The sequence below is a fragment of the Caulobacter sp. GW821-FHT10A10 genome, assembly GCF_059415745.1.
The window spans coordinates 209,303-222,921 of sequence record NZ_JBWKNV010000008.1 but is presented as its reverse complement, the minus strand read 5'-3'; the positions used below and the strand labels follow the sequence as shown (position 1 = coordinate 222,921).

The 13,619-nt window shown below is 70.5% G+C and carries 7 protein-coding genes; 1 reads left to right on the top strand and 6 read right to left on the bottom strand.

Going from position 1 to position 13,619, the window contains the following annotated elements:
• Window positions 1-11: 11 nt before the first annotated feature.
• From AC07NS_RS21745 to AC07NS_RS21735, 3 genes are all read right to left on the bottom strand, one after another.
• The gene (locus AC07NS_RS21745; RefSeq protein ID WP_494606652.1) at window positions 12-1,700 is read right to left on the bottom strand and encodes a ShlB/FhaC/HecB family hemolysin secretion/activation protein; all 1,689 of its coding nucleotides are present in this window, start codon (window positions 1,698-1,700) and stop codon (window positions 12-14) included.
• Between the two features lie 172 nt (window positions 1,701-1,872).
• Window positions 1,873-6,507 carry an autotransporter domain-containing protein gene (locus AC07NS_RS21740; RefSeq protein WP_494606650.1) on the bottom strand — a complete coding sequence of 1,545 codons (4,635 nt, stop codon included), beginning with the start codon at window positions 6,505-6,507 and terminating at the stop codon, window positions 1,873-1,875.
• 249 nt (window positions 6,508-6,756) lie between these two features.
• Complete coding sequence (locus tag AC07NS_RS21735; RefSeq protein WP_494606648.1) at window positions 6,757-7,743, bottom strand: AraC family transcriptional regulator; 987 nt, start codon at window positions 7,741-7,743, stop codon at window positions 6,757-6,759.
• A 99-nt stretch (window positions 7,744-7,842) separates the two neighbouring features.
• Here AC07NS_RS21735 and AC07NS_RS21730 point away from each other — a divergent pair, with 99 nt between their 5' ends.
• Complete coding sequence (locus AC07NS_RS21730; RefSeq protein ID WP_494606646.1) at window positions 7,843-8,478, top strand: glutathione S-transferase family protein; 636 nt, start codon at window positions 7,843-7,845, stop codon at window positions 8,476-8,478.
• Between the two features lie 21 nt (window positions 8,479-8,499).
• Here the strand turns inward: AC07NS_RS21730 and AC07NS_RS21725 are convergent, their stop codons facing one another.
• From AC07NS_RS21725 to AC07NS_RS21715, 3 genes are all read right to left on the bottom strand, one after another.
• Entirely contained in the window at window positions 8,500-9,876 is a 1,377-nt protein-coding gene (locus AC07NS_RS21725) for an HlyD family type I secretion periplasmic adaptor subunit (RefSeq protein WP_494606644.1), read from the bottom strand.
• Window positions 9,873-11,672 (bottom strand): type I secretion system permease/ATPase, encoded by a 1,800-nt coding sequence (locus AC07NS_RS21720; RefSeq protein WP_494606642.1) that lies wholly within the window; start codon window positions 11,670-11,672, stop codon window positions 9,873-9,875. Before AC07NS_RS21720 ends, AC07NS_RS21725 begins: the two co-directional genes overlap by 4 nt.
• Window positions 11,669-13,619, bottom strand: a 1,951-nt coding sequence (locus AC07NS_RS21715; protein ID WP_494606640.1) for a DUF7507 domain-containing protein, incomplete at its 5' end; no start/stop codon positions are given. The genes AC07NS_RS21715 and AC07NS_RS21720, both read right to left, overlap by 4 nt.

The following is a 13,619-nucleotide window of genomic DNA, read 5'->3' as shown; positions in this document are numbered from 1 at the left end:
TCTTCGACGGTCTAGAACAGGGCGGCGGACAGCGAGATCAGGACCCGCGAGGGCGGCTCGTCGCCGACCCCGAACGGGCTGTCGAAGGGCTTGGCCCAGGTCAGGTCCAGCGCCACGCGCGGGGTGACCTGCGCGCGCAGGCCCACTCCGGCCGAGGCCAGGTCAAGCTTGCCGCCGCCCAGGCCCAGGTTGGTCAGTTGGGCCGCGTCATAGAAGGCGTAGGGCCGCCAGGCCGCCCTGCCCCCGTTCTTCAGACGGAACGGCAGGGCCAGCGGCGTGGTGCTGATCTCGACCGAGCCCGAGATCGCGCGGTCGCCGGACGCCGCCGACGGGTCGTAGCCGCGCCCGACGGTCAGGTTTCCGACCCCGTACTCCTCGTAGGACAGCAGGGGATCGTCCGTATGCTGCCAGGCGAGGATCAGCTTGCCGATCAGCGGTCCGGCCAGGCGGCCGCCGACCTCGCCCTCGGCCCGGATGACCGTGGCGGCGGGCTTGCCCAGGAAGCGCGAGGCCGACAGGTCGCCGTACTTGCTAGCGCCCAGGCCGTTGCTTCCCTGACGCAACTCGACCAGGCCGGTCATGGCCATCGAGTGGGACGCCAGCGCGGCCGGGGCGTAGTGGCCATCCAGCCGCAGGAAGAACACCCGCAGCTTGTCTTCGGTCAGCACGGCCGCGCCGCCGCCGAACTCGACCTTCTGGTCCACCCAGTCCAGCCCGACCCCGATGTTGAGGTTGTGGCGACGGTGACGGACCAACGGATAGGTCAGGCGCAGGCTGCCGGCGAAGGAATAACCCTCCAGCTCCAGCGGCTCGAGCACGTCGCCCGGACGGGTCCAGCCCCACGCGCCCGACAGGTCGGCCACCAGGCCGTCGCCGCCGATGTAGAAGCGCTCGGCCGCCTGGATGACTCGCTGCTCGTCGCTGGACAGCGTGCCGTAGCCGAGGATCGAGGTGCGTTCGCCCAGCGACGTGAAGCCGTTGAAATCCACGCGCGCCAGGGTCAGGTCCCTGCCCACGGTCTTGGAGCCGTAGTTCTGGGTCACCACCGAGCCGTCGATAGAGTCGCGGGTGATGGTGATCTCGAGATCCAGCGCGCCCTGCCCTTGCGGCGAAGCCTTCAGCACCGACTGGATGCGCGCGCCGGGCACGTCGGAGGCCAGCAGCAGGTAGCGCTGGGCGACGTCCAGATCGAACGGCGTCAGGCCGCGCAGATTATCCAGGAAGCGGACGACCTGCTTCTGGGCCGGGCCGGCGTCGCCGTGATAGTTCACCGCCGCGATCCGCGCCTCGACGACCGTCAGGACCAGCTTGCCCTCGACGATCCGCTGCTCGGGAATGACCACGCTGGCCAGAACGCCACGCCGCAGATAGAGCGTCGCGGCCCTGTCGCGGATGTCGCAGACCACGCTGACCGGCGCCTCGCGGCCGATGAACTCGGCATAGGTCGAGGCCAGGGCCTGATCCGACAGCGCCAGCGGCCCGGACCGCGCGCCCTGGAACTCCACCGCCTTCAGGGTGACCTTGACGGGGCTGTCGCGGAAAGCGCAGGGACCGGCTTCGACGCCCTTGAACAGGTCGCCGCGCGGCGCGGCGGCGATCGGGGCGGCGTTGGCGGGGTCCAGTTCCTGGCGCGACGGCAGGGTCACCTGCGCCGCGGCGGGCGAAGCGAAGGAAACGGCGGCGGCGAGGACCGCGCCCATGCAAGTCGTCGCCCCCGCGCCCAAGATGGCGCGACGCATCCTCATCAGCACTTGCAAGCCCCCTTGCCACCGAACTCGGCGTTGTCACAACGCCGTTACGTCATGACTCGCGCCGGTTTAGTATAACACGGTTCTGCAACGAGCAATCGTGAGCCGCCCCCTCGCCCGCCGGTCAGAACCTCCAGCTGAGCTGGGCGCGAGCGCCGTGATCGGTGGCGCGGTCGCCGTAGTCCCCGCTGTAGCTCACGCCCAGCACGGCGCTCGCGCCGAGGTCGGCTTCCAGGCCCAGATTGACGGCGAGGCTGTCCTTGTCGATCGGAGCGCCGACGATACGGAACGACGACGCACCGGCGAAGGCCAGGTCGATGGTCGGCGCGCGATCGCCGAACGCATGGCGCAGCGCGGCCGAGCCGGCGAGACGCAGGTGAAGCTCCCCGGAGCTCAGATCGCTCTTCAGACGCACGCCGACCGAGCCGTAGGTCAGGTGCTCGTCTCCGCCGCCGTGCAGCGCGGCGCTGCCGCCCTGCTCGCCGACATCGGAATCGGTCAGTGCGACATAGGCCAAGCCGGCGAACGGCTGCAGCGTCGTGCCGGCCACCTCGTGCTTCAGGGCGACCTCGCCGAACGCCTGGTAGGTGTGGGCCGAATAGTCGCTCGACAGGGTCTCGGCGAACGTCCCGAACGCGACCCGGCGCGAGGCCTCGACCTCATGCCAGGCATAGGCGCCGCCGAACTGGAACGACACCCCGCCACGCTCCGCCAGCACATAACCGCCGAGGTGATAGGTCTCGACCTCGTGCTTGGCGCGCGTGGTCTTCAGGTCGCTGGCGCTGTAGCCCACGGCGACGCCGGCGCGGATATCCCGGCCCAGCGAGCCGTCATAGCCGGTCAGCAGGCCCTGGATGTCGCGGTCGTAGCTCTGCGCGTTGCCATCACCCTTCATCGAGCCCCAGCCGCCGAAGATCTGTCCCCACGCCGACGTTCCGTCGACGCCGGCCAGGTCGCCGCGCGCCAGGATCGCGTCGCGCACGAAGCGGCTGTCCTGGATCAGCGACCCGCGCAGGCTGGCATGGTCCGAACCAGCCAGCTGGTCGAAGGCGTCGCGCGCCTGCTCGGCCGAGAGGTTGACCACCGTATCGAAGACCGGGTTGTCCCAGCCCAGGTGCTCGACGCCAGCCCCCGTCGCGACCTGGTTGGGGGTCACGCCGATGTCGGTGAAGCTGATATCGTTACGCCGCAGCCGCAGATAGACGTTCGAACCGTCATAGCTGAGCGAGGGATCCAGGAAAGCCAGGTTCGAGGTGACGTCGTCGAACTTGCCGCCGGCCGCGATGCCGCCGTCGGCGTGCAGGATCAGGTAGCTGGTCTGCGGCTTGTAGGTGCCCGCGCCCGCCAGCACCTTGACGGTCCCGCCCTGGATCGTGGCCGCGCCGGAGGCGAGGATCTTGTCCGACTGTCCTTCCGCGTTCGCCTCGACCTCGAAGACCGAGCCCGGCTTGAAGGTGATCCCGCCGGCGATGTTCAGCGTGCCGATCGAGTTGCCAGGCGCGATCGTGCCCGACACGACGGTGGTCCCCACCGTGCCGACGCCTTGCAGGCGCGCGCCAGACCAGACGTCCAGCGTTCCGCCGAGCACGCCGTTCACCGCCAGCGTGCCCTGCTCGACCGTGGTCGCGCCGGTGAAGCCGCCGGAGGCGCCCGTCAGTTCGGTCTTGCCAGCGCCGACCTGGCGCAGGGAACCCGAGCCGCTGATCGTCCCGGCGAAGGTCAGGCTGTCGGAGCGGTCGAACAGCAAGGCCCCGTTGACGACGGCGTCGCCGATCAAGCCGCTCGTGCCGCCGGCGCCGAGGTTCAACTGCGCGCCCGAGGCGATGGTCGTGCCGCCGGCATAGATGTTGTTGGCGGTGAAGGTCACGCCGCCGTCCAGGATGCGCACCGCGCCCGAGCCGGAAATCCGACCGGCGAAGGTGATGGCGTCGGAACGGTTGAAGACCAGCACGCCGCGGTTGCCGACATTGCCGACGATCGAGCCCGAAGTCCCGCCGTCGCCGATCTGCAGCGTGCCAGCATCGATCGTTGTCCCGCCGGCATAGGTGTTGGCGCCGGTCAGGATCAGCGTTCCGGCCTGGGTCTTGGTGATCGCGCCCGCGCCGGTGATCGCCACGCCGATCTTGGCGACGTCGGCCAGCACGCGGATCTCGCTTGTACCCGGGACGGTGACCAGTTGACCGGTTCCGGTCAGATCATAGCCCTCGTCGACGAACTGGAGGCCGATGAAGCTCTGCGCGCCGTCCACCGTGACCGTGCCGCCCGTGAAGGCGCCGGCGTCCTTGAAGATCGCGTACTTGCCCGCCCAGGCGGCCGGGGCGTTGCCGCCGTCATTCAGCCATTGGGTGCTCGTCGCGCTCCAGACGCCGTCGCCGCCCTGCCAGTGCTGCAGGGTGTTGTCGCCAGGAACGAGGGCGTTGCTGATGTAGAGGTCGACCCGGCCGCTGCCGGCCTGCAGCGCGTAGTTCACGTTGCTCAGCGACAGCGTGGAGTTGATCGTCGCCGTATTGGCGGTCAGGGCCCCGCCATAGGTGATCAGGCGATAGTAGCCGATGCCGGCGACGCCGTCGGCCGAGGCGGCGCTCTGCGAAAGATTGACCACGCCGTTCAGCGCCAGGTCGCCGCTGACGACCAGGCGGTCGCTGACGCCGGGCAAGGCCGAAGACGCGCCCGGCGCGCCCAGTTCGATGTCGAGGTTCGAACCCGCCGCCAGGGTCAGGTCGCCGGCGATCGACAGCGTACCGACCGAGTTGCCGGCCGCCAGATGGCCGCCGCTCTGGATGATGGTGTCGCCCACCGTTCCCGAACCGCCCAGCGTCGCGCCGGAGGCGACGGTGATGGTCGATCCCGCCAGGGAGCCGTTGACCGACAGGGTTCCGGCGTTGACGGCCGTCGCGCCGGTGAAGGCCGAGGAGTCTTCGGTCAGGACCAGCTTTCCGACGCCCGCCTTTCGGAACTCGCCAGCGCCCGAAAGCACGAAGCCATAGGTTCCGTTGCTGCTCTGGTCGAGGGTCAGGAACGCGCCGGCGTCGATCGTCGCATCGTTGCCGAACAGACCGGCCTGGATGATCACCCCGCCGCCGGAGATCGTCCAGTTCGAGGCGGACTCGCCCGTCAACGTCAGGGTCCCGGCGCCGGTCTTGGTCACCGCGCCGCCGCTGCTCATCTGGCCGCGATAGACCCCGTCGAACGCCTGGTCGAAGACGACGCCCCGGCTGCCTGCGCCGGTTCCGAAGACCACGCTGCCGGCCAGGCTGTTGCTGTCGCCCTTCAGCACGCCTTCCAGCAGCGACCAGGTCTGGTTGCCCGTCCCCGTCAGGGTCCAGGTGCTGGCGCCCAGCTTTTCGAAGGTGTCGAAGCCCATCAGGCCGTAGCCGTCGACGGCCCCGTCCGACCCGATATGCGAGGCGTCGAAGGTGTCGTCGTCCGCGCCCCCCAGGGCCAGCACGTTGTTGGAGCCGCCGCCGGTCACCGCCACGACGTCACGGATCCACGAGCCCGCATGGAGCTCCAGGCGGTTGTCGCTGCCGAACAGCTCAATCGCATAGGCGCGCTGGAAGCTTACGCTGACGCCGCCGATGATCGTGCCTGAGTTGATGATGGTGGTGGAGCCGGTGCTGGCGCCGACCACGCCGCGGCCGCCAGCCCCGCGCCGGATCGCGTTGGAGGCCGGGCCGCCCGCCCCGCCCTGGATCGTTCCGGCGTTGACCAGCAGCCCCGGCTGGCCACCGGTGAAGACGATGCCCGCCCCGCCGGCGCCGGAATAGTTGTTGCCGAAGTTGCCGTTCCCGCGCCCGCCGACGCCGCCGGCGATGACCCCGGTCGCGCTGTTCTCGATCGTGCCGCCCCAGGCGATCACGCCGATGCCGGCCGCCCCGCCGTTCGAATAGCCGTAGCCGCCCTCGCCGCCCGTGATCGTACCCGCGTTGACGATGGTTCCCAGGTTGCTGAGCACACCGGCGGCGCCGGCCCCGGCCCAGCTGGCGAAAGTGCCCCCCGCCCCGCCCGTGATCGTGCCGCTGACGACGTTCAACGCGCCGCCGTTGTAGAGGAACAGGCCCGCGCCGCCGTTGCCGAACGAACTGCCGGTGCCGCCCGTGATGGCGCTGGCCGAACCGCCCGCCCCGCCTTCCACGGTCACCGAGCCGCCGTTCAGCAGCACCAGCCCAGCGCCGCCGCCACCGCCGCCACCGCCGCCGCCGACGCCGCCGCTGCCCTCGCCGCCATCGCCGCCCGTGACGTCATAGCCCGCGGTCGACAGCTGAACGTTCGTCCCCGTCAGCACGAGCCCGCCGCCACCGCCGCCGCCCGCCGCGCTAGCGCCGCCGTTGGCGCCGTCCGTCCCGGCGAAGTCGACGGCCAGCGAAATGGATCCGGTCGAAGCCAGCTGCCAGCCCAGGCCGCCGTCGCCGCCGGCGCCGGCGCCGGCCGCGCCGCCGCCGCCGGCCGAGAGGTCGTTCAGCGCCCCGGGCTGCCCTCCGGCGCCACCGGCGCCGGCTTCCGCCGAGCCGGTCGGCGTGGTGGCCGCCGAGCCGCCGTAGCTTCCAGCGCCGGAGGCGCCGCCGGCGCCGCCGGCGATGCCGCCCTGGGGCGTATGGGAGCCATAGCCGGCGCCAGCGCCGCCGCCCTGGGTGATCTGGCGGGCCTGGGCCATCGGGGCGCCGAGGCCGACCGCCAGCGCCAACACCGTGAGCGAGACCGAGGTGCGGATGGCCCGCGTGTTGTTGAACGCCGGCGCTTTGTTGATCGACTGCCGCACTTTGACACCTGCCAGGCCCGTCTTGGCGGGCCGTTCTTGAACCGCAGGGACGTCAGATCGCGTCACGCGACGCGCTGGCCTGGGCCCAGGCCCGATCCCCCTGAAACGCACGTGCAAACAGGGATCGACGGCGACTCTTCAGGCCGGCCAAGTCGAGGATCCGCATGACACGTGTCCGCCCGTCCCTGCCAGCGAGGCGGGCATCGGACTATGCGATCCCGGCATGAACGGTGGAGTTTGGAGATAAGGTCAGTGCGCGTTGCGGCGCAGGGTGTCCGAAGGACGTTCGCCGAAGCGCAGGCCATAGGCCTGGGCGAAGCGGCCCAGTTCCCAGAAGCCGTGGTCCATGGCGACATTGGTCACCAGGGTGGTCGCCGGATCGGAAGCTCGCAGCCGCGCATGGACGAGGTCCAGGCGACGATTGCGGGCGTAGCGCACCGCGCTTTCCCCCAGGAATTCCTGGCAGGCAAGGTTGAGCGTCCGCTCGGCCGCGCCCACGACCCTGCAGATGTCGCCCAGCGACAGCATCTCCTCGGGGCGTTCGTCCAGGGCGCGCTCGAAGCGGGCGACGATCTGGCGGTGGCGGCCAAGCGCGGCCCGATCCGGCTTGACCAGTCCCTGGGCGAGGCAGGCCATGAGCTTGTCCACGACCGCGCCCGACAGGGCCTTGGACGGCTGCGGCTCCGCCAGGATCTCGGGCGTGTTCTGAATCACGCCGGAAATGTCGCTCATCAGCACGATGAGTTCGTTCATGGCCGCCGGCGGCGCGACGAACATCCGATCCTCGTCCAGCGGCGCCTTATGGCCGGCGCCCATCAGGTCGGGGGCGTGCGTCGTCAGCCGATCGAACGGCATGGTGACGATGCCGAAAGCCCACGGCATGTCGGGCGGAGAGCCCGTAACCGTCCGCTCGTTGGGCCGGAAGTGGAAGATGTGCCGGCCGAACAGCTTGCGCCCCGAGACACGCCGCATGATCCCCGGCTCGGTGGCGAACATGAAGGTGTGGACGCCGGGGATCGCAGCGGTCTGGGCGATGCCCTGGGCGAAGCGGCCCATGCCCAGGTTCAACCCGCCGAAGCTGGCCCGCGCCAGCATGCCGTCGAAGCGCCGGCTGGTCCGTTCCAGAGGAAGCGGCTTCGCGCCCGAATTGATGTCGCCGATCGCCAGCGCCATCGTCTCGGCGTCGGTGAACCTGGCGAAGGCGCTCGAGGCGGAAGGTTTGCTGGCGGACGTCATCTTGATGCGGAAAGGTCGCGGACTATGTCGGCTTGGCGACAAGCGCCAACCGGTATGCCAAGACTCGGCAAAGGACAACCGGAGCCCGCTGAAACCTAGATGGACCTGATCAGCCTTCCCGTGTCCCCGTTCGCCGCGCGCGTCCGCATCGCGATCTACGCCAAGGGCCTGCCTATCGACCTGGTCCCGCCGCCCGCGGGCTGGCGCGACAATCGCCACTTTCGAGACCTGAGCCCGACCGGCCGCATCCCGGTCCTGCTCGAGGACCGCGGCTCCATCTGGGAGTCGGCTGTCCTGCTCGAGTATCTGGAAGAGCGGTTCCCGGAGGCGCCGTCCCTGATGCCCGTCGATGTCTTCGACCGGGCGATAGCGCGGATTCTCGTGCGGCACGTCGATCTCTATCTGATGCCGTCGATGGTCGCCCTGGCAAAGCCGCGCACCGACGCCGCGAGCGCCCGCCGGGCCGTCGAGGAACTGCTGAACGGCGTCGCGATGCTCGAAGACCTCTTGCCGGGACCGCGCTACGCCCTGTGCGACCGCCTCACGATCGCCGACTGCGCCCTGGCGCCCGCCCTCTTCGCGATCGGCGTGACGGCGGAACGTCTCGGCATGGACCTGATCGCGCCCGCCTCGGTCACCGAGGCCTACGCCCAATTCCTGCGGCGAGACCCGCATGTGGAACGCGTGATCGACGAGATGGCGGAGGGCCTGCGCCACCTCGTGCAGGTCGGTTAGCGAGGCCCCTCGGAGACGGCCTCACTGCTCGCGGAAACTCCTGAAAAGCCGCTGTTGCAGCGGCTCCAGCAGGTACTGCAGCGCCGTGCGCTTGCGCAGCGGCGCCACGACCTCGACCGGCAAGCCCGCCTTCAGCGCCGGCGGCTCACGGCCCGGCTGCTTGAGCGCGGCCAGCTCTTCGGGCGGCACCGCGACCTCGGCCCGGAAGTAGCGCGCGCCGGTCTTGTCGTCGGTGAAGCCGTCGGCCGAGAGCTTGGTCACCGTGCCTTGCAGCAGCGGCAGGTGGCGGTCGTGGAAGGCCGTTAGTCGCACGTCGGCGGCCTGGCCGACATGGACGTCGTCGGCGTCGTTCGGCGACACCCGGGCCTCGATGACCAGCGGCGCGCGCTGCGGCACGATCTCCATCAGCACGTCGCCCGGCGCGGCCACGCCGCCCACCGTAAACACCTTGAGCCCCACGACCTGGCCCGAGGCCGGCGCCCGGACCATGCCGCGCGACAGCTGGTCGCGCGCCGCCGCCAGCCTCGGCTTGAGGTCGTTGAGCTCGATCTCCGACTGGCGCAGGTCGGCGATCACCTCGTCCATGTGCTCGCGATCGCCCTGCAGGGCCTGCATGCGGGTCTCGCCGATGCCCTCGCGGGCGCTGGCGGCCTGGGCGCGATAGGCGCCGTCGGTTCCGACGAGATCGGCCGCGGCCCGTTCGAGCGCCCTCACCCGGGTCAGCGGCGCATAGCCCTGGGCGGCCAGCTTGCGCATGCCGTCCAGCTCCTCGCCGATCAGCCGCTGCTGCTCGCGGTTCGCGGCGAGCTGGCGATTATAGCCGTTGATCTGCTCGGCCAGCTGGCTGGCCCGCTCGCCCAGCACGCCGCGCCGAGAGGCCAGGGCCGCGCGCTGGGCGGCCAGTTGGCGGCGTTCCAGGCCCATGGCCTCGTCGGCCAGCTTCTGGTCCTCGGCCGGCAGGCCAGCGAAGGCGACCGGCGTGACCGGCTCGGCCAGGCCGTCGCGCTCGGCGATCAACCGAGCCCGGCGCGCCTCGACCGCGAACACCCGGGCGGCCAGCGCCCGCTCCTGGGCCCGAACCTCCTGGACGTTCAGTTCCAGCAATACCTGGCCCTGGCTGACCCTGTCGCCCTCCTGCACTCGCAGGGCGGAGATCACCCCGCCCTCGCGGTGCTGCACCGCCTGGCGGCTGCCCGAGACCACGACGACGCCCTGCGCATAGGCGCCCGCATCCAGGGGCGCGAAGGCGGCCCAGCCCATGAAGCCGACGAAGAACAGGCCGGCGGCGGCGAGACCCGCGCGGAGCTCCCAGTGAGGTCCGTCGGTGGGGCCGTCCTCCTTGTAGGCGTCGATCGTGGTCAGCGCCCCGGTCTTTCTGACGGTGAGCGAGGCGGTCATGGCGCGCCCCCGGTGACCCGCAGGTCGGGCGGAGCGTTGGCCGGCCGGGGCAGGCCGGCGACCCGGGCCTCAAGGGCCTGCAGCACCTCGCGGCGCGGGCCGTAGAGGTCCATGGCGCCGTCGCGCAGCACCAGCAGTTTGTCGGCCACGCCCAGGATGTTGAGGCGGTGGGCGATGACCACTAGGGCCGCGCCCCTCGCCTTCTGGGCGGCGATCGCGTGCTCCAGCGCCGTCTCGCCCTCGAAGTCGAGATTGGAGTTGGGCTCGTCGAGGACGAACACCTGGGGTCCGCCATAGAGCGCCCGGGCCAGGGCCAGGCGCTGGGCCTGGCCGGCCGACACCCCGGCACCGCCCGGTCCCAACGGCGTGTCGTAGGCCTGAGGCAGGCGCAGGATCATCTCGTGCGCGCCGGCAGCGGTCGCCGCCGCCACCGCCCGCTCGTCGATCTCGCGCGGGTCGGACTCGGTGATGCTGGCGAAGCGGGCGATGTTCTCCTTCACCGTGCCGGCGAACAGGCCGCAGTTTTGCGGCAGGTAGCCGATGTGGGCGGCCAGGCGCTCGGACTGCCAATCGGAAAGGTCCGCGCCGTCGATGCGCACACAGCCCTGGTCGGGCGTCAGGGCGCCGACCAGCACCCTGGCCAGGGTGGTCTTGCCCGCGCCGCTGGGACCGACGACGCCGATGATCTCGCCGGGATTGAGGTCGAAGGAGATCCCGCGCAGGATCATGCCCGCGCCGTCGGGGGCGCGGACGCCGGCCTGCTCGGCCCGCAGCCGGCCCTTGGGCTCGGGCAGGCGCGTGCGGACCGGCGCGGCCGGGGCGCGCTCGAACAGGTCGACCAGGGTGCGCAGGCCGTCGCGCGCCTGGATCACGCTTCTCCAGGCCCCGACGATCTGCTCGACGGGCGCCAGGCTGCGGCTCAGCAGGATCGAGGCGGCGATCACCCCGCCGGCCGAGATCTCGTGACGCACGGCCAGCCAGGCTCCGGTCCCCAGCGCCAGGGATTGCAGGCTGAGACGCAGGAAACGGATCAGGCCGGTATAGACGCCGCCGGTGAACTGGGCGTCGGCCTGCAGGCCGACGGCGGCGCGGCGATCGAGCAGCTGGCGCACGATCAGGGGCTCGCGCATGCCCAGGGCCTTGACCAGTCCGCCCTGGCTGGCGATCGCCTCCTGCGTGGCGTAGGCCTCGGCCGAGGCCTGGTTCAGGGCCTCGAGCTTGGTGCGCGTGGCCTGCTCGTTGAGGATGGCGAGGATCAGCAGGACCCCCGCCCCGATCACCGAGATGACGCCCAGCAGCGGGTGCAGGACGAAGCAGAGCGTCAGGTAGATCGGGGTCCAGGGCGCGTCGAGCATAGCCGTGGCCGCGGGGCCGGAGACGACGTTGCGGAAAGCGTCGAACTCTCGCATCGCCTGGCGCAGCCGCGGCCAGGAGTCGGGACCAAGGCCGCCGGTCAGACGGCTCAGCACCTCCGGGGCCAGCAGGCGGTCGAGGCGCAGGCCAAGGCGCACCAGGATGCGCTGGCGGAGGTTGTCGAGCAGAGCCAGGGTGGCCAGGGCGAAGACGACCGCCACGGTCAGAAACGCCAGCGACAGGAGCCCGCCGGTGGGCAGGACCCTGTCATAGATCTGCAGCATGTAGAGGGTCGGCGCCAGGTAGAGGATGTTGACCAGGGCGCTGAAGCCGGCGGCGATCAGAAGATGCCGCCGGCAGGTTCCCAAGGCGCCGGCCAGCGGCTCGGGAAGGGCGCGCCGCCCCGAGCCTCCCGCCCTGCCCTCGCCGACCCGGCCGCTCATGCGAGGGCGTCCTCGTGGTAGCGGGTCAGCATGGTCACGAACAGGTGGTCGTCGGCGCTGCAGGAATAGGCCACGCCGTTGATCGTGCCGTGGTTGTTGTACTCGTCGAGCGCCGTGTGCAAGGCCGAACCGGAGCCCTGCCAAGCCGCGCTGTTCTGCTTGATCGCCTGACCGTTGAAGTCGGCCACGCCGTCATGGTTGGCGTCGGCGTATTGCTGCAGCCAGTCGATGGCCTGGTTCATCTTGTAGGTCGGGCTGTTGGGATCAAGCGCCCCGCCCGCGCCGTTGCCGGCCTCGAAGTTCAGCCAGGCGGCGATGACGTCGCGACCCAGGACGTAGCGCGCGTCCTGCGACGGCTTCTGCGAGGCGTCGATGACCTTGAGGGCCATGGCCAGGGACATCTTCAGGGTGTCCTCGCCGGCGTCGGTGACGCCGTTGCCGTTGTAGTCGCCCAGCAGGATGTAGCGCTCTTCCTTGTTGCTGTTGCCCGGGTCGGGGCCGTCGGTGATCCCATTGTTGAAGGCCAGCAGTTCGCCGGTCGGGAACTCGGGACCGGACTTGGTTTCGTTGCCCACCGTACCGTCCCAGAAGGTCAGGCCGTTAGGCGACAGCCAGAAGCCCGGGGTGCGGGTGCCGACGCAATCGATCAGGCCGTAGTAGTAGGCCAGGTCGTGGTCGCTGACCGGACCGCCGGAATAGCTGCCCGAGGCCGTGGCGTCGTTGACGTGCTGGCCAGCCGTCCAGGGGGCGGAGATCTGGAACTCGGTGCTCGCGCCGACCCCCAGGGTTCCCAGCGCCCGCGCCGTGCCCGCCGCCGCGCCGTTCAGATCGAACACCGAGTCGGTCACCGAGGCGTTGGTCAGGATGACGTTGCCGGTGTTGGCGACCACGAACTTGAACATGATGTTGGCGCCGGAGGTCGCGATCGGCCCCATCGGGTTGTCCGCGTCGTCCCAGGTCGCGCCGCCGTCGATCGAGACGTACTTCTCGATGTCGATGCTCGCCCGCTGCGCGACAGGCACGCTGGCGTCGTCGGTGTCGGGGCCGGTCTGGTTGGAGTCGGCGGTGGCCGTGTTCTCCAGTTGCCCGTCACCGCCGCCGTTGGAGTCCAGTTCGCCTTGGGTCACGGTGTGCTTGGCCGTGTAGCCCCAGGTTTCGCCCACCTCCAGCAGGCCGTCATTGTCGCCCACCACGTCAGCGCCACGGACCAGAGATCCGGCGTCGGCGTAGGGGTCGGTGACCGTCACGCCGTCCAGCGTCGTGTTGCCGGTGTTGGCGACCGTGATGACGTAGCTGATCTGTTCACCGGCCGCGTCGGCCGTGCCGCCGGGCACCGTCGCATCCTTGACGATGTTCAGGCTGGGCCGCCGATCGACCGGGACGCTGGCGTCGTCGGTGTCGGGGCCCGTCTGGTTGGAGTCGGCCGTGGCCGTGTTTTCCAGCGCGCCGTCTCCGCCGCCGTTGGAGTCGATCTCGGCCTGGGTCACGGTGTGCTTGGCCGTGTAGCCCCAGGTCTCACCGACTTCGAGCAGGGCGTCGTTGTCGCCGACCACGTCAGCGCCGCGCACGATCGAGCCGGCGTCGGCATAGGGGTCCGTCACCGTCACGCCGTCCAACGTGGTGTTGCCGGTGTTGGCGACGGTGATGACGTAGCTGATCTGTTCACCGGCCGCGTCGGCCGTTCCTCCGGGGACGGTGGCGTCCTTGGTGATGTTCAGGCTGGGTCGGCGATCGACCGGGACGCTGGCGTCATCGGTGTCGGGACCCGTCTGGTTGGAGTCGGCCGTGGCCGTGTTCTCCAGGGCGCCGTCTCCGCCGCCGTTGGAGTCGATCTCGGCCTGGGTCACGGTGTGCTTGGCCGTGTAGCCCCAGGTTTCACCGACCTCCAGCAGGCCGTCATTGTCGCCCACCACATCGGAGCCGCGGACCAGGGATCCCGCGTCGGCG

Bases quoted from the DNA above. Each gene is read 5' to 3' on its own strand.
- AC07NS_RS21725 (WP_494606644.1), bottom strand. From the start codon at position 9,876: ATGACCGCCTCGCTCACCGTCAGAAAGACCGGGGCGCTGACCACGATC.
- AC07NS_RS21745 (WP_494606652.1), bottom strand. From the start codon at position 1,700: ATGGGCGCGGTCCTCGCCGCCGCCGTTTCCTTCGCTTCGCCCGCCGCG.
- AC07NS_RS21735 (WP_494606648.1), bottom strand. From the start codon at position 7,743: ATGACGTCCGCCAGCAAACCTTCCGCCTCGAGCGCCTTCGCCAGGTTC.
- AC07NS_RS21730 (WP_494606646.1), top strand. From the start codon at position 7,843: ATGGACCTGATCAGCCTTCCCGTGTCCCCGTTCGCCGCGCGCGTCCGC.
- AC07NS_RS21720 (WP_494606642.1), bottom strand. From the start codon at position 11,672: ATGAGCGGCCGGGTCGGCGAGGGCAGGGCGGGAGGCTCGGGGCGGCGC.